Origin of the sequence: Streptomyces sp. NBC_01717, from assembly GCF_036248255.1 — a bacterium.
In the GTDB taxonomy this organism is placed as follows: Bacteria; Actinomycetota; Actinomycetes; order Streptomycetales; family Streptomycetaceae; genus Streptomyces.
This window is the reverse complement of sequence record NZ_CP109178.1, coordinates 6,000,992-6,017,502: the sequence shown is the minus strand read 5'-3', so window position 1 is coordinate 6,017,502 and position 16,511 is coordinate 6,000,992. Positions and strand designations below refer to the sequence as shown.

General features: G+C 70.6%; 13 protein-coding genes. 6 read left to right on the top strand and 7 right to left on the bottom strand.

Annotation, left to right across the window (positions count from 1 at the left end):
- Window positions 1–5: 5 nt before the first annotated feature.
- Window positions 6–473 carry a transglycosylase SLT domain-containing protein gene (locus tag OHB49_RS27200; protein WP_371796176.1) on the top strand — a complete coding sequence of 156 codons (468 nt, stop codon included), beginning with the start codon at window positions 6–8 and terminating at the stop codon, window positions 471–473.
- 269 nt (window positions 474–742) lie between these two features.
- Here OHB49_RS27200 and OHB49_RS27195 read toward each other — a convergent pair whose 3' ends face one another.
- The 3 genes from OHB49_RS27195 to OHB49_RS27185 are packed head-to-tail and all read right to left on the bottom strand — an operon-like array spanning window position 743 to window position 3,863.
- Entirely contained in the window at window positions 743–1,573 is an 831-nt protein-coding gene (locus tag OHB49_RS27195; protein ID WP_329163681.1) for a sugar phosphate isomerase/epimerase family protein, read from the bottom strand.
- Window positions 1,570–2,715 carry a dihydrodipicolinate synthase family protein gene (locus tag OHB49_RS27190; protein WP_329163679.1) on the bottom strand — a complete coding sequence of 382 codons (1,146 nt, stop codon included), beginning with the start codon at window positions 2,713–2,715 and terminating at the stop codon, window positions 1,570–1,572. The genes OHB49_RS27195 and OHB49_RS27190 overlap by 4 nt, the downstream gene beginning before the upstream one ends.
- Entirely contained in the window at window positions 2,712–3,863 is a 1,152-nt protein-coding gene (locus OHB49_RS27185) for a Gfo/Idh/MocA family protein (protein ID WP_030970810.1), read from the bottom strand. The genes OHB49_RS27190 and OHB49_RS27185 overlap by 4 nt, the downstream gene beginning before the upstream one ends.
- Before the next feature lie 107 nt (window positions 3,864–3,970).
- Here OHB49_RS27185 and OHB49_RS27180 point away from each other — a divergent pair, with 107 nt between their 5' ends.
- Window positions 3,971–5,035 carry a LacI family DNA-binding transcriptional regulator gene (locus OHB49_RS27180; RefSeq protein ID WP_329163677.1) on the top strand — a complete coding sequence of 355 codons (1,065 nt, stop codon included), beginning with the start codon at window positions 3,971–3,973 and terminating at the stop codon, window positions 5,033–5,035.
- Between the two features lie 121 nt (window positions 5,036–5,156).
- Window positions 5,157–5,945 (top strand): sugar phosphate isomerase/epimerase family protein, encoded by a 789-nt coding sequence (locus OHB49_RS27175; protein WP_329163674.1) that lies wholly within the window; start codon window positions 5,157–5,159, stop codon window positions 5,943–5,945.
- Between the two features lie 10 nt (window positions 5,946–5,955).
- Here OHB49_RS27175 and OHB49_RS27170 read toward each other — a convergent pair whose 3' ends face one another.
- A complete protein-coding gene (locus tag OHB49_RS27170) occupies window positions 5,956–6,864 on the bottom strand; it encodes an EamA family transporter (protein ID WP_329163672.1) in 909 nt (302 codons plus the stop codon).
- Window positions 6,865–6,964: 100 nt separating this feature from the next.
- Here OHB49_RS27170 and OHB49_RS27165 point away from each other — a divergent pair, with 100 nt between their 5' ends.
- Both OHB49_RS27165 and OHB49_RS27160 read left to right on the top strand, forming a co-directional pair.
- Window positions 6,965–7,873: a LysR family transcriptional regulator gene (locus OHB49_RS27165; protein ID WP_329163670.1), complete on the top strand. Its 909-nt coding sequence runs from the start codon at window positions 6,965–6,967 to the stop codon at window positions 7,871–7,873.
- A gap of 201 nt (window positions 7,874–8,074) precedes the next feature.
- Window positions 8,075–9,904 (top strand): glycoside hydrolase family 3 protein, encoded by a 1,830-nt coding sequence (locus OHB49_RS27160; protein WP_329163669.1) that lies wholly within the window; start codon window positions 8,075–8,077, stop codon window positions 9,902–9,904.
- A gap of 74 nt (window positions 9,905–9,978) precedes the next feature.
- On the opposite strand, the gene OHB49_RS27155 is transcribed toward OHB49_RS27160, so the two are convergent.
- Window positions 9,979–11,469: a S28 family serine protease gene (locus OHB49_RS27155; protein WP_329163667.1), complete on the bottom strand. Its 1,491-nt coding sequence runs from the start codon at window positions 11,467–11,469 to the stop codon at window positions 9,979–9,981.
- A 95-nt stretch (window positions 11,470–11,564) separates the two neighbouring features.
- The gene (locus OHB49_RS27150; protein ID WP_443079567.1) at window positions 11,565–12,005 is read right to left on the bottom strand and encodes a hypothetical protein; all 441 of its coding nucleotides are present in this window, start codon (window positions 12,003–12,005) and stop codon (window positions 11,565–11,567) included.
- Window positions 12,006–12,182: 177 nt separating this feature from the next.
- On the opposite strand from OHB49_RS27150, the gene OHB49_RS27145 reads away from it, so the two are divergent.
- Complete coding sequence (locus OHB49_RS27145; RefSeq protein ID WP_329163665.1) at window positions 12,183–12,668, top strand: hypothetical protein; 486 nt, start codon at window positions 12,183–12,185, stop codon at window positions 12,666–12,668.
- Between the two features lie 8 nt (window positions 12,669–12,676).
- On the opposite strand, the gene OHB49_RS27140 is transcribed toward OHB49_RS27145, so the two are convergent.
- On the bottom strand, window positions 12,677–16,417 hold the full coding sequence (locus OHB49_RS27140) for an ABC transporter ATP-binding protein (protein ID WP_329163663.1): 3,741 nt from the start codon (window positions 16,415–16,417) through the stop codon (window positions 12,677–12,679).
- Window positions 16,418–16,511 lie beyond the last annotated feature (94 nt).

The window sequence follows — 16,511 nt, the reverse complement described above, 5'->3', positions numbered from 1 at the left end:
TTCCGATGCAGATCCCCGCGATGTCCAAGAAGTTCGCTCACATGACCCAGATCAAGAAGATCACGCTGGGCATGGTCACCGCCGGTACCGCGATCGCCGCCTGCACCGTCGCCGGTGCTCCGGCCGCCTCGGCAGCCACCCCCGCCCAGTCCACCGGCAACGTCAGCACCTGGATCAACCAGTCGCTGGAGATCATGCACGCCAAGGGCATCCCGGGCTCCTACAACGGCATCTACCGCAACCTGATGCGCGAGTCGAGCGGCAACCCCAACGCCATCAACAACTGGGACTCCAACGCCGCCAAGGGCATACCGTCCAAGGGCCTGCTCCAGGTCATCGATCCGACCTTCAAGACGTACCACGTCCCCGGCACCTCGTGGAACATCTACGACCCGGTCGCCAACATCACCGCCGCCTGCAACTACGCGGCCCACCGCTACGGCTCGATCGACAACGTCAACTCGGCCTACTGATCAGCCGGCGCCGAAGACGGCCCACGACGGCTGCCGAACCGCCCCGGTCCAGGCCGGCCGGTTGCCGGAGGCCGGCGAAACAGGCCCGGTAAAGCGAAATGGGGCCCGGTCCAAGACCGGGCCCCTCTCGCTTTCCCCCACCCTCATCAGGGCTTCCCGATCCCCCCGGATCCCTCCCCGGAAGCGCCCGACGCAAGATACGACCCGGCAGGCCACCGAAGGGTTGCACGCCTTTGCGATCTCTTTGCCCGGCCGCCTCGCACCCGCTCTCAGCAGGCGTGCTCGACGTACCGGGCCGCGACCTCCGCGAGAACTTCGGCGCCGTCCCGCGCCCACAGGCCCTCGTTGAAGATCTCCACCTCGATCGGCCCGGTGAAGCCGGTGGCCTCGACCATCTCGCGGAATGCGCGGAAGTCGATGCTTCCGTCGCCGAGTTGGCCCCGTCCGACCAGTACGCCCGCCGGGAGCGGGGTGATCCAGTCCGCCAGCTGGAACGAGTGGATACGGCCGCCCGCACCGGCCCGGGCGATCTGTGCGGCCGCCTGGTCGTCCCACCAGATGTGGTAGGTGTCGACGACCACGCCGACCTGCTCCGCCGGGAAGCGCTCGGCGATGTCCAGGGCCTGGGACAGGGTGGAGACGACGCAACGGTCCGAGGCGAACATCGGGTGCAGCGGTTCGATCGCCAGGCGGACGCCTTGCTCCTGCGCGTACGGGCCGAGCTCGGCGAGCGCTTCCGCGATGCGTTCACGGGCGCCGTGGAGGTCGCGGCTGCCCGCCGGGAGGCCGCCGGAGACCAGGACCAGGGTGTCGGTGGACAGGGCCGCCGCCTCGTCGATCGCGGCCCGGTTGTCGTCCAGGGCGCGGGCCCGTTCGGCCGGGTCGAGTGCGGTGAAGAAGCCGCCCCGGCAGAGGCTGGTGACGGAGATCCCGGCGTCGGTGAGAAGTTGGGCGGTGCGCTCGACTCCGTACTCCTGGACAGGGGCACGCCACAGGCCGACCTTGTCGATACCCGCCTTGACGCAGCCCTCGGTGAGCTCGGGCAGCGACCACTGCTTGATGGTCTCCTGGTTGATGCTCAGACGCGACAGGTCCGTCATCGGACACCTCCGTTGACCGTGAGCAGGGCGCGCATCCGGGATTCGGCCAGCTCCGGCTCGGGGAACAGGCCCAGCCGGTCGGCGAGTTCGTACGCCTTCGCCAGGTGCGGCAGCGAGCGGGCGGACTGGAGGCCGCCGACCATCGTGAAGTGGTCCTGGTGGCCGGCCAGCCAGGCGAGGAAGACCACGCCCGTCTTGTAGAAGCGGGTGGGCGTCCGGAAGAGGTGCCGGGACAACTCGACCGTCGGGTCGAGGAGTTCACGGAAGCCTTGGACGTCCCCGGTGTCCAGGACGCGCACCGCGTGGGCGGCCAGCGGACCGAGCGGGTCGAAGATGCCGAGCAGCGCGTGGCTGAAGCCGCGGTCGTCGCCCGCGATCAGCTCGGGGTAGTTGAAGTCGTCGCCGGTGTAGCAGCGCACACCGCCGGGAAGGTGGCGGCGTACGTCGATCTCACGCTCGGCGTCGAGGAGCGAGATCTTGATGCCGTCGACCTTGTCCGGGTGTTCCGCGATGACCTTCAGGAACGTGTCGGTGGCGGCGTCGAGGTCCGTCGAACCCCAGTAGCCCTCCAGACCCGGGTCGAACATCGGGCCGAGCCAGTGCAGGACGACCGGCTCCGAGGCCTGGCGCAGCAGGTGTGCGTACGTCTCCAGGTAGTCCTCGGGGCCGTTCGCCGCGGCGGCGAGGGCGCGGGACGCCATCAGGATGGCCTGGGCGCCGCTCTCCTCGACCAGGGCGAGCTGTTCCTCGTACGCGGCCTTCACCTCGGCGAGCGTGGCCGGGCCGGCGGGAAGTTGGTCGGTGCCGACGCCGCAGGCGATCCGGCCGCTGACCGCCTTCGCCTCGGCGGCGGAGCGGCGGATCAGTTCGGCGGCGCCCGTCCAGTCCAGGCCCATGCCGCGCTGTGCGGTGTCCATGGCTTCGGCGACACCGAGGCCGTGCGACCAGAGGTGGCGACGGAAGGCGAGGGTGGCGTCCCAGTCGACGGCAGCGGGGCCGTCGGGGCTGACGTCGGCGTACGGGTCGGCGACGACATGCGCGGCGGAGAAGACCGTACGGGAGACGAGCGGTGACCCGCCCGGAGCGAGGTCGAGCGGGGTGGTGCGGGGTTCGTACGGGCCCTGCGGGAGGTGGATCGTCACAGCGTCAGCTCCGGTACGTCGAGGCGCCGGCCCTCGGCGGAGGACTTGAGCCCGAGCTCGGCGAGCTGCACGCCGCGGGCGCCGGCCATCAGGTCCCAGGTGTACGGCTCGTCGAGCACGATGTGGCGCAGGAAGAGCTCCCACTGGGCCTTGAAGCCGTTGTCGAAGACGGCGTTGTCGGGGACTTCCTGCCACTGGTCGCGGAACGGCTCGGTGACCGGGAGGTCGGGGTTCCAGACCGGCTTGGGGGTGGCCGAGCGATGCTGGACGCGGCAGTTACGGAGTCCGGCGACGGCGGAGCCGTGGGTTCCGTCGACCTGGAACTCGACGAGCTCGTCGCGGTTGACGCGCACGGCCCAGGAGGAGTTGATCTGGGCGACGGCGCCGCTCGCCAGCTGGAAGATGCCGTAGGCGGCGTCGTCGGCGGTGGCGGCGTACGGCTTCCCCTGCTCGTCCCAACGCTGCGGGATGTGCGTCTGGACGTGTGCCTGGACGGTCTTGACCTGGCCGAACAGCTCGTGGAGTACGTACTCCCAGTGCGGGAACATGTCGACGACGATGCCGCCGCCGTCCTCGGCCCGGTAGTTCCAGGACGGGCGCTGGGCCTCCTGCCAGTCGCCCTCGAAGACCCAGTAGCCGAACTCGCCGCGCACGGAGAGGATCTCGCCGAAGAAGCCGCCGTCGATGAGGCGCTTCAGCTTCAGCAGACCCGGCAGGAAGATCTTGTCCTGGACGACACCGTGCTTTATCCCGGCGTCGCGGGCGAGACGGGCCAGCTCCAGGGCACCCTCGACGTCCGTGGCGGTGGGCTTCTCGGTGTAGATGTGCTTGCCCGCGGCGATCGCCTTCTTGATCGCTTCGACGCGGGCCGAGGTGACCTGGGCGTCGAAGTAGATGTCGATCGACTCGTCCGCGAGGACCGCGTCGAGGTCGGTCGACCACTCGGTCAGACCGTGCTGAGCGGCGAGTTCCTCCAGCGCGTGGGCGCGGCGGCCGACGAGGACGGGTTCGGGCCACAGCACCTCGCCGTCGCCGAGGTCGAGGCCGCCCTGTTCGCGGATCGCGAGGATCGAGCGCACCAGGTGCTGCCGGTATCCCATGCGCCCCGTGACGCCGTTCATGGCGATGCGCACTGTCCTGCGTGTCACGAAGTTCCTCCATACAGCGGTAGCAAGCGCTTTCTATGCGGTATGACGCTAGCCTGCCGACAGCGGCCTGGACAAGAGGGCCCGGTCCAAAACCCTCGGAGGATGCGATGACAGTCACCCTGGCGGATGTGGCGGCCCGCGCCCGGGTGTCGCCCGCCACCGTGTCCCGCGTGCTCAACGGCAACTACCCGGTCGCGGCATCCACCCGGGAGCGGGTGCTGCGCGCGGTGGACGACCTCGACTACGTACTGAACGGACCGGCCAGTTCGCTCGCCGCCGCCACGTCCGACCTGGTCGGCATCCTGGTCAACGACATCGCCGACCCGTTCTTCGGAATCATGGCCGGGGCGGCGCAGACCGAGATCGGCGGGCCGGGCGACGGCTCCGGGCGGGCCGGGGGCGAGAAGCTCGCCGTCGTCTGCAACACCGGCGGCTCCCCCGAACGCGAACTCACCTACCTCACTCTGCTCCAGCGCCAGCGCGCCGCAGCCGTCATCCTCACCGGCGGCGCCGTGGAGGACCCGGCGCACCAGGCCGCGATGAACGCGAAGCTGGCGAAACTCGCGGACGCGGGGACCCGGGTGGTGCTGTGCGGACGGCCGCCGCTGCCGGAGGGCGAGGCGATCGTGGCGGCGCTCGCCTTCGACAACCGGGGCGGTGGCCGGCGCCTCACCGAGCACCTGCTCTCGCTCGGCCACCGGCGGATCGGGTATGTGGCGGGCCCCCTGGAGCGGACGACGACCCGTCACCGGCTGGAAGGTCACCAGGAGGCGATGCAGGATGCCGGGCTGGGCGGCGACGAGGAGCGCCTCACCGTGCACGGCCCGTACGACCGCCGGTCCGGTTACGACGCGACGCTCGAACTCCTGCGCCGCGAACCGCAGGTGACGGCGATCGTCGCCGCCAACGACACGGTGGCCCTGGGCGCGAGCGCGGCGATCCGGGACCGCGGCTTCCGCATCCCCGAGGACATCTCCGTGGCCGGCTTCGACGACCTGCCGTTCTCGGTGGACGCGGTTCCCGCGCTGACGACCGTACGACTGCCGCTGTTCGAGGCGGGGGCACGGGCGGGCCGGCTGGCGATGGGCAAGGAGACCCCGCCGCCGGGGGGCATCGCGACGATCGCGGCGGAGCTGATGGTCCGAGGGTCGACGGCGCCACCGCGGAAGTGACCCGGCCGGGTTCCGCCGCCGGGTCGGGGGTACGCGTACTGCGTGCCGTGGGCCGATGATGTGCGGACCACTGTCCGGTCCGTACGGCGCAGGGGCACGTACCGACGGAAGGAAAACGCACGTGAAGCTCGCTTTCTCGACCCTCGGAGTGCCGGGGATGCCGGTCGCCGACGTCATCCGGCTCGCCGTCGAGCACGGCTATCAGGGGGTGGAGCTGCGCGCCCACCCCGAGGAGCCGGTGCACCCGGGGCTCTCGTCGGCCGAACGCGCCGATGTGGCCGATGGGTTCAAGCGGGGCGGTGTCGAGATCCTGACCGTCGCCGGGTACGTCCGGGTCGCCGCCGAGGGAGACGACCAGCCGGTGCTGGACGAGCTCGCCGGCCTGGTGGAGCTGGCACGGGATATCGGCGCGTCGAATGTCCGGGTCTTCCCCGGGGGTGGCGGGCTGGACCCGGACACGGCCGATGCGAACGCCGCCCGTCGGCTGGGCGCCGCCGCTCCGCACGCCGCCGATCTGGGCGTACGGATCCTCCTGGAGACCCATGACTCACACCGGGCCGGGGCCGCCGTGGCCCGTGTCGTGGGGACGGTCGGGCACCGGCAGGTCGGTGCGCTGTGGGACATCATGCACACCTGGCTGGCCGGCGAGGAGCCGGTCGCGAGCCATGCGGTTCTCGCCCCGCACCTGGGATACGTACAGGTGAAGGACATCGCGTCGGCGGACGATCTCACTCCGCTGCCCCTCGGCGCCGGGGTGCTGCCGCTCCGGGCGTGCCTGGACACCCTGGAACCGGACAGCTGGGTCTGCTGGGAGTACGAGAAGCGCTGGCACCCGGGCGCGGCCGACCTGCCCGGGCTGCTGAGCGCGGGACGCGACCATCTGCTGCGGCTGGGCGCGCCGAAGGAGTAGGTGCCCGGGTTCAGGCACCCGCCGGCTGCGGTTCCGCGGTCTCCGTCGTCGCGGGACGCGGCCGGCGAGCCCCCGCCAGAGATGTCAGCGCCACCCCGCCCACCAGCAGCGCCGCCGCACACCACCGCAGTGGGCTCACCGACTCGTCGAGCAGCAGCGCCGCCGATGACATCCCGAACACCGGGACGAGCAGGGTGAACGGCGCCACGGACGACGCCGGGTGGTGACGTAGCAGGAAGCCCCACGCCCCGAAGCCGAAGACCGTCGTGATCCAGGCGACGTACACGATGATGCCGACGCCGCTCCAGTCCAGCGCGGCGAGCGCGTCGGCGTCGCGGTCCCAGCCTTCGAAGAGGAGGGAGAGACCGAGCAGCGGCAGTACCGGCACGGTCGAGACCCACACCATGAAGTTGAGGGAGTCCGGCGGGGCGGCCTTGCGGGTCAGGACGTTGGACACGCCCCAGCAGGCCGCCGCCGCGATCACCAGGACGAAGGCGAGCACGGGGCCGCTCGCACCCTCGTCGACCGCCGCCACCCCGATGCCCGCGAGCGCCACCGCCATACCCAGCACCCTTACCCTGCCCGGTCGTTCACCGAGTGCCGGCGCCGCGAACAGGGCCGTGAAGACCGCCTGGACCTGAAGCACCAGGGAAGAGAGTCCGGCGGGCATCCCCCGGTCCATGCCGATGAAGAGCAGCCCGAACTTCGCCACTCCGAGGACGAGTCCGACGCCCACGATCCACTTCACGGCGACCTTGGGGCGTCCGACGAAGAACACCGCGGGCAGGGCAGCGACCAGGAACCGCAGAGCGGAGAAGAGCAGCGGCGGGAAGTGGCCGAGACCGACCTCGATGACGACGAAGTTGACACCCCAGACGGCAGCCACCAGGGCGGCCAGGGCTATGTGAAGGGGACGCATGGACCGAGGATCACCTGCCCGGACCATGTAGCACCAGCGCGGACTTCTTCATGGTGGAATTGAGCTTCGCTAATGAATCGGCAAGGTCCGGGGGGTTCCGGTGCTCGATCTGTCCCGACTGCGCGCCCTGCACGCCATCTCCGTCCACGGCTCCGTCGCGGGCGCCGCGGCAGCTCTCGGCTACACCCCGTCGGCGGTCTCCCAGCAGATCACCAAGCTGGAGCGGGAGACCCGCACCACACTGCTGGAACGGCGCGGTCGCGGTGTCGCGCTCACCGAGGAGGCGCTCCATCTCGCCGCCACTGCCCAGCAGTTGCTGGCGATCGTCGAGCGTGCCGAGACGACGCTGGAGGAGCGTCGCGGGCTGCCCACCGGGCGGCTGTCGATCGGCGCCTTCGCCTCCGCGGCGCGTGGTCTGCTGCCCGCTGTGCTGGCCGAGCTGGAGCAGGACCACCCGGCCCTGGACGTCCGGCTGACCGAGGTCGATCCGCATCTGTCCGTCGATCTGGTGACCAAGGGCGTGATCGACCTGGCGGTCGCGCACGACTGGGACATCGCCCCGCTGCCTGCCCCGGAGGGTGTGGCGCAGGCGGTGATCGGCGACGACCGGTGCGATCTGCTGGTGCCCGAGGGCCACCGGCTCGCCGGGCGGGACGACGTGCGGCGCGAGGAGCTGGCGAAGGAGCGGTGGATCTGCCAGCCACCGGGGACGGTCTGCCACGACTGGCTCGTACGGACGCTGCGGGCGGCGGGTTACGAGCCGGACATCCGGCACCAGGCGGAGGAGAACCACACCCAGTTGGCGCTGCTCGCCGCCGGTCTCGGCGTCGCGATGATCCCGCGGCTGGGGCGCGGGCCGCTGCCGGCCGGGGTGGTGGCGGTGCGTCTCGATCCCGTGCCGGTGCGGAGGCTGTACGCGGTGTGGCGTACGGAGGCGGCTCGGCGACCGGCGATCACGGCGGCGGTGACGGCCCTTCAGGGGCGGGGAGCGAGGGTGGGGCTGGCGTAGGGGCGGGGCCTGTGCGGGGGTTCAGGGGAAAGGGGCGCAAGGGGAACGGGGTGTGCGGGATGCGCCCGCGTCCGTCCTCGTTCGCCGGATGGGCTCAGTTTGGGCTGTCCCCTTGACCGGTAGTTACTTTCTGGATATCCGTGACCATTGGAAGTTTCTTTCACCACCCCCTCGTCACCGAGAACGGCCGAAGGAGCTCACGTGCACCACCGCACCTCCAGACGCACCCTCCTCACCGCCACCGCCGCGACTGTCGCAGCGGCCGCGACCGGCGCGGTCTCCGCTCCCGGGGCCGCCGCAGCCTCCGCTTCCTCCTCCGCCTCCGCCACCAAGCGCCTCAAGCAGCTCATCTCCCGGATGAGCCTGGAGGAGAAGGTCGGCCAGCTCTTCGTGATGCGGGTGTACGGGCACTCCGCCACCGAACCCGACCAGGCCGACATCGACGCCAACCTGGCCGAGATCGGGGTCCGTACCGCCGCCGAGTTGATCGCCAAGTACCACGTCGGCGGCATCATCTACTTCGCCTGGGCGCACAACACCCGCGACCCGCACCAGATCGCCGATCTCTCCAACGGCATCCAGCGCGCCGGTCTCGCCGGTCCCACTCCCCTGCCGCTGCTCATCTCCACCGACCAGGAGCACGGCATCGTCTGCCGCGTCGGCGAACCCGCCACACTGATGCCGGGCGCGATGGCGCTGGGTGCGGGCGGTTCGTCCTCCGACGCCCGCCGGGCCGGGCAGATCGCAGGCACCGAGCTGGCCGCGATCGGCATCAACCAGAACTACGCCCCGGACGCCGATGTCAACGTCAACCCGGCCAACCCGGTCATCGGCGTACGCTCCTTCGGCGCCGATCCGCAGGCCGTGGCCGCGATGGTCGCCGCCCAGGTGAAGGGTTATCAGAGCGCCGGGATCGCCTCGACGGCCAAGCACTTCCCCGGCCACGGTGACACGAACACCGACAGCCACACCGGTCTGCCGTACATCCACCACACCCGCGAGCAGTGGGCCGAGCTGGACTCCCCGCCGTTCCGGGCCGCGATCGCCGCCGGCATCGACGCGATCATGACCGCGCACATCGTCGTCCCCGCTCTCGACCCGGCCGAGGACCCGGCCACGCTGTCCCGGCCGATCCTCACCGGTATCCTGCGCGAGGAGCTCGGTTACGACGGTGTCGTGGTCACGGACTCGCTCGGCATGGAGGGCGTGCGGACGAAGTACGGCGACGAGCGCGTGCCCGTCCTGGCCCTGCAGGCGGGCGTGGACCAGCTGCTGAACCCGCCGAACCTCGATGTCTCCTGGAACGCGCTCCTTGCGGCCGTGAAGAGCGGCGAGATCAGTGAGGCCCGGATCGAGGAATCGATCCTGCGCATCCTGCGGCTGAAGATGAAGCTGGGGCTGTTCGACGACCCCTTCGTCACCCACCGGGGCGTGGATCGTGCCGTCGGTACCCGGGCGCACCTCGCCGCCGCCGACCGGATCGCCGAGCACACCACCACCCTGCTCACCAACGACGGTGCGGTGCTGCCGCTGTCCCGCCGATCCCACAAGAACCTTCTGGTGGTCGGCGCCGATCCGGCCTCCCCGTCCGGCACCACGGGGCCGCCGACCACCACCCTGGCCACCGCCTTCGGCGAACTGGGTTACGCGGCGACCGCGCTGTCCACCGGCACCGCACCCACCCAGGCGAAGATCGCCGAGGCGGTGGCGGCGGCGCGGGGCAAGGACGCGGTGATCGTGGGGACGTACAACGTCTCGGCGACCAGTTCGCAGCGCACCCTGGTCGGCGCCCTCGTGGCGACCGGCGTCCCGGTGATCACGCTCGCGATCCGAAACCCGTACGACATCGCCCAGTTGCCGGCGCACGCGGCGAGTCTGGCCGCCTACTCCTGGACCGACGTCGAACTGCGGGCGGCCGCCCGGGTGATCGCGGGCCGCGCCGAGCCGCAGGGCAGGCTGCCGGTACCGGTGCAGCGGGCGGGCGACCCGACGCAGGTGCTGTACCCGGTCGGCTACGGGCTCACGTACTGACCGGAGGGGCTGCGCGCGTGCCGGGTCCGAACCTCACGGTTCGGGCCCGGCACCCATCACGCCGTGCCTGCCTGTTACGGCCGCAGCGCGGAGCCCTGCCTGCGCTCGCTCGTCACTTCCTTCTTGTCGAGGCGCGCGTCGTACGGAGCGAGCGGCTTCGCCTTCGCCGGGTCCGACTGCACGGCGGCCGGGGCGACGCCCGCCCAGCGCAGAATGGCCGCGGTGGCGTTCGCCTTCTCGTCGGCGGCGAGACCGGCCACGTTGGAGCCGTGGTTGCCGCCCGCCACCGTGTAGACGTAGCTGTCACGGGCGCCCGCACCGAGGCGGAAGCGCTCCGCGCCCCACGGGTCGTTCTCGCCGTACACGTACAGCATGTGGTGGGCGTGGTGCTTCACCCAGCTGTCGACGTCACGCATCACCGACGGCTGGAACTTCATCGGGATGGAGCGCGGCACGAAGTTGCGCGGCGGCTGGTACCCGTACCGGCTGAGGTTGCCCAGCCAGGGCTGCTTGATGTCCGGCGAGCCGAGCTGCGTGCCCGCCTGGTAGTAGTACGGCGTGTACGTGTTCAGGCCCTGGTCCGTGTAGAAGGAGAAGCCGGAGATGCCGTCGATCGAGTCCCAGATCGCCTGGTCGGGAGCGGTCTTGGCGTCGGCCGGGATGGCATCGCAGTCGGCGAGCAGGCTGTACTGCCAGAACGCCCAGACGTAGTCCATGACGACGGCTTCGTACGCCTTGTCGAGCGAGCCGACGGTGTTGAAGGTGTAGCCGTTCTCGGCGGCGTACTCCTTGTACTTCTTCTCCAGCGGCTCCCGACGGATCAGCGCCTCACGCTGCACATCGTTCAGCCGGTCGCGGCACTCCTCGGTGCCGACGTTCCGGAAGAACCGGTCGTACGCCGAGTCCTCCTTGTTGACCACGTCGTTCGGCGCGACGTACGCGACGACGCCGTCCATGTCCTTGGGGTAGAAGCGCTCGAAGTACGTGGCGGTCATGCCGCCCTTCGAACCACCGGTGGTCAGCCAGTTCTTGGAGTAGATCTGCTTCAGCGCGGTGAAGACGCGGTGCTGGTCGCTGGCGGCCTGCCAGATGTCGAGCTTCGACCAGTCGGCGGGTGCCGGGCGGGACGGGGTGAAGAAGCGATACTCCAGCGAGACCTGGTTGCCGTCGATGATCCGGGTCGGCTCGGAGCGGCTGGGGTTCGTGGAGACGTTGTAGCCGCTGGTGTAGAAGACCGTCGGACGGGACGTGTCCTTGTGCAGCAGGGTGATCCGCTGCTGGAACGTGCCCTTGGACGGGTGGCGGTGGTCGATCGGCTGGGTGTAGTTGAGGACGAAGTAGCGGTAGCCCGCGTACGGCTTCTCCTCGATCAGACTCATCCCCGGGATGGCCAGGATGCGGTCCTTGATGTCCGTGCTCGTACCGCTGTCACTGCCCGCAGCGGCCTGGACGGAGTCCAACGCGGCCGGTTCAGCGGCGGTGGCCGCACCGACCGAGGCACCCGTCGCGGTCACGGTGCCTATGAGCACCGCCAGCGACAGAAAACCTCTGAGCGCCTTGCGCATACACCCTCCCCTTGATTCACAACATTCGTCGTGAACCTAGCGGGGGCAACACCCGGCCCGCCAGACCCTGTTGTCCCGGCTTCAGTCGGGCGGCGTCAGCAGAGGATCCAGCCCGTGGAGCCCGATGTCCCGGAGATCGAGCCCGTGGCCCGTATGCACCGGTGCAGCGCGGGCACCGTCACCGGGCCCGCCCGCGTGGTGTATCTGCCGCTGTCTCCGACGGGCCGGGCACCGCGTGCCTGCAGCTGGACGGACATCTGGCGGCGCTTGCCCGGGTTCTTGGCGACGGTGACCGCGCAGGCGTACGCGCGGCTCCTGTAGACCCGCAGCTCGCCGGTCGCGAACTTCACCGTCTTCGCGGGCCGTCCGACACACGCCGACACGGCTTCGGCGCTGCTCGCTCCGGTACCGCCGAGCACCAGCCCGACGGCACTCACCAGCGCCAGGACGAGCAGCTGGACCAGCGCCTGCCGACCCCCGCCGCCGCTCCCCCTTGCCGTCCTTCCGATTCCTCTGATCCCCAGCAGACCCGTCACCCCAGCTACCCCATCCGCTTCATCGAACACTCTCGCCAAACGTGCCACATACGCGTACATGCGTACGACGCGAGAGGCCGTCCGGAGGTTGCACCCGGCGGGCTACGCATCCGACGCAACCGAATCACCACAACACGTGTCCAACGGGGCAGAGCCACACGAAAGGAAGGAACTGCCGTGATCCACCTCCGCAACGCGCCCGGCCGCCACACCGCAGGCCGCACCCTTCTCATCACCGCTCTGCTCGCCGCTGCTGCTGTGGTCCCGGCCGCCGCAGCAGCACCGCGGGGCCCCGCGGCCCCGGCGACGGTAGGCAGCGCCGCCTCGGCCCCGGCCTACCAGCAGGTCGCCCACTTCTACGGCGCCTACATCGACGCCGCAGGCACCGGGGGCGGGGGCACGCTCACGACCGCGCTCCGGGCGTTCTACCTCACGCCCGCGCTCCGCTCGCAGCTGCGCACCTGGGAGTCGCGCAACCATGCGGACGGTGTCCTGCGCGCCCAGAACACCCCGCTCGCCTTCAAGGTCACCGCGGGCGACAGCGGCGCCGGTCACACCTGGTCGAAGGTGCGGCTCACCTGGAGCGGCGGCAAGCACCCCACGTACACCTATCTGACGGTTCAGTCGGACCTGCGGACCGGCAAGATCTCCGGCATCCGCTGAGACCTGCTTCAGACCCCCGCGGGCTCGTCCTCCCCGATGAAGGTCCGCCACAGCACGGCGTAATACCCTTCCTCGGCGAGGAGTTCGTCATGCGTGCCGTCCTCGACGACCCGGCCGTGGTCCATCACCACGACCCGGTCGGCGCGGGCGGCCGTGGTCAGCCGGTGGGCGACGACGAGGGTGGTGCGGCGGCCGGTGAGCCGGTCGGTCGCCTGGTTGACCAGCGCCTCGCTGGCGAGGTCCAGGGAGGCGGTCGCCTCGTCGAGCAGCAGGATGTCCGGATCGACCAGTTCGGCGCGGGCGAGTGCGATCAGCTGGCGCTGGCCGGCCGAGAGGTTACGGCCCCGCTCGGCGACCTCGTGCAGATAGCCGCCGTCCAGCGTGGCGATCATGTCGTGGGCACCGACCGCCCGGGCCGCTGCCTCCACCTGTGCGTCGGTGGCGTCCGGCCGCCCGTAGGCGATGGCGTCACGGACCGTACCCGCGAAGAGGTAGGCCTCCTGCGGTACGACGCCGAGCCGGTGCCGGTACGCCGTGAGGTCGAGGCGGCGCAGATCGGTGCCGTCCGCCGTGACGCGGCCGCCCGTCGGGTCGTAGAACCTGGCGACGAGCTTGACGAGGGTGGACTTCCCGGCGCCGGTCTCGCCGACGAACGCGACGGTCTGGCCGGCCGGGATCCGCAGGTCGATGCCGGTGAGGGCCTCTTCCTCCTCGTCGTCGGCGCCGTACGCGAAGGACACGTCCTCGAACGCGATCTCGCCGCGCAACGACAGCACGTCCAGCGGCTCCACGGAGTCGGCGGTGGAGGTCGGCTCCCGGAGGAGCTCCTGGATGCGGCCGAGCGAGACGGTGGCCTGCTGGTAGCCGTCGAAGACCTGGGAGAGCTGCTGCACGGGCGCGAAGAACAGGTCGATGTAGAGCAGATAAGCGACGAGCGCACCGGTGGTGAGTGTGCCGTTGTCGACCCGGCCCGCACCCACGATCAGTACGGCGGCCGCGGCCACCGACGACAGCAGCTGCACGAACGGGAAGTAGACCGAGATCAGCCACTGGCCGCGCACCCGGGCCTCGCGGTAGTGGTCGCTGCGGTCGGCGAACCGCTCGGCGCCGTCCCGCTCGCGGCGGAACGCCTGCACGATCCGGAGCCCGGAGACGGACTCCTGGAGGTCGGCGTTGACGACGCTGATCCGCTCACGGGCCAGTTCGTACGCCTTGACGCTCTTGCGGCGGAAGAAGAACGTACCGATGACCAGCACCGGCAGCGTCGCGAAGACGACGAGTGCGAGCTGGACGTCGAGGACGAGCAGCGCGACCATGATGCCGAAGAACGTGACGACGGAGACGAAGGCCGTGACCAGACCGGTCTGCAGGAACGTGGACAGCGCGTCGATGTCCGTCGTCATCCGGGTCATGATGCGGCCGGTCAGCTCGCGCTCGTAGTAGTCGAGGCCGAGCCGCTGGAGCTGCGCGAAGATCTTCAGTCGCAGTGAGTAGAGCACCCGTTCGCCGGTGCGACCCGTCATCCTGGTCTCGCCGATCTGCGCGGCCCACTGCGCCAGTACGACGAGCAGGGCGATCGCGGAGGCTGCCCAGACCGCGCCGATGGCCATCTGCGTGACGCCCTGGTCGATGCCGTGCCGGATCAGCACCGGCAGGAGCAGGCTCATGCCCGCGTCGACGGCGACGAGCATCAGGCTCACCAGCAGCGGCAGGCCGAAGCCGTGCAGCAGCCGGCGCAGCCCGTACGACTCCTCGGGGCGCACGGCGCGCGCCTCGTCGATGTCCGGGATGTCGGTGGCCGGGGGCAGCGCCTCGACCTGGGCGAGCAGCTCGGGGGTGGCGGGCATGCCGGCGGCGCCGGTGTCGCGGGGCTCCTCCTTGCGGACCCACAGCCCGGGGCTGATGCCGCGCTCGGCGTCGAAGTCGGCTTCCAGCTCCTCCTGGAGCGCCCGGTCGTCCTCGGCGGCCGTGTCGGCCAGGACCGGCTGGTGGCCCGGTGAGGTGCCGCCCAGCTCGTCCGGGTCGGTGAGCAGACGCCGGTAGAGCGAGGAGCGGCGCTCCAGCTCCTCGTGCGTACCGATGTCGGCGAGCCGGCCCTCCTCCAGGACGGCGATCCGGTCGGCGAGGCCGAGGGTGGAGCGGCGGTGGGCGATCAGCAGGGTCGTGCGGCCCGCCATCACTTGCGCCAGGGCCTCGTGGATCTCGTGCTCGACGCGGGCGTCGACGGCGGAGGTGGCGTCGTCGAGGAGAAGCAGCCGGGGGTCGGTGAGGATGGCACGGGCGAGCGCGACACGCTGGCGCTGGCCGCCGGAGAGGGTCAGGCCGTGCTCGCCGACCTTGGTGTCGTAGCCGAGGGGCAGATCGGCGATGAAACGGTCCGCCTGGGCGGCGCGGGCGGCCTGCTCGATCTGGTCCTGGGTGGCGTCCGGATGTCCGTACGCGATGTTGGCGCGGATCGTGTCGGAGAAGAGGAAGCTGTCCTCCGGTACGAGGCCGATGGCGGCCCGCAGCGAGTCCTGGGTGAGTTCGCGGACGTCGTGGCCGCCGACCAGGACGGCGCCGTGCGACACGTCGTAGAAGCGGGGCAGCAGCAGGGAGACGGTGGACTTCCCGCTGCCGGAGGCACCGACGACGGCGACGGTCTCACCGGGCTCGATGGTCAGCGAGAACCCGTCGAGGACCGGCCGCTCGGGGTCATAGCCGAACCGCACGTCGTCGAACTCGACGCGCGCGGGGGCGTCCGCCGGGAGCTCCACCGTGCCGTCCTTCATGGTGGGCTCGGTGTCGATCAGTTCGAGTACGCGCTCCACACCGGCGCGGGCCTGCTGCCCGACGGTGAGCACCATGGCGAGCATCCGGACCGGACCGACGAGCTGGGCGAGATAGGTGGAGAACGCCACGAACGTGCCGAGCGTGATCTCGCCCCGGGTGGCGAGCCAGCCGCCGAGCGCCAGCATCGCGACCTGGCCGAGCGCGGGGACGGCCTGGAGAGCGGGGGTGTACCTGGCGTTCAGCCGGATGGTGCGCAGCCGCCCGGCGAACAGCTTCCGCCCCACCTCGCGCAGCTTGCCGGTCTCCTGCTCCTCCTGCCCGAACCCCTTGACGACCCGGACCCCGGAGACCGCCCCGTCGACCACTCCGGCGACTGCGGCGGCCTGGCCCTGGGCGTACCAGGTGGCGGGGAAGAGCCGGGAGCGGGAGCGACGGGCGATGAACCATAGGGCGGGGGCGACGGCGATCGCGACCAGGGTCAGCAGCGGCGAGAGCCACGCCATGATCACCAGGGAGATGAGGAAGAGCAGCACGTTCCCGATGGTCATCGGGAGCATGAACAGAAGCCCCTGGATCAGCTGAAGGTCACTGGTGGCGCGCCCGACGACCTGCCCGGTGGACAGCTCGTCCTGCCGCTTCCCGTCGAGCCGGGTGAGCGTCCCGTACATCTCGGTACGCAGATCGTGCTGGACGTCGAGGGCGAGCCTGCCGCCGTAGTAGCGGCGGATGTACGTCGATATGTACACCAGCAGGGCCGCGGCGATCAGGAGGCCGGTCCAGACTCCGAGGGAGCGGGTGTGGTTGCCGACGACATCGTCGATGATCACCTTGGTGATCAGCGGGACGAGCGCCAGCACGGCCATCCCGGCGAGCGACGAGCCGAGTGCCAGCAGCACATTGCGCCGGTAGCGCCATGCGTAGCCGCCCAGCCGCCGAGCCCAGCCCTGCCGCTCCGCGTCCGTGCCTGCGTCCGTCACCGGTGCCTCCCGTTCGACCTGATCTACCGGAAGGCACCAACGCGGTCAGCTGCGGATTTCATCCCGCCGTTACGAAGATGGTCCGTTCGGCCCA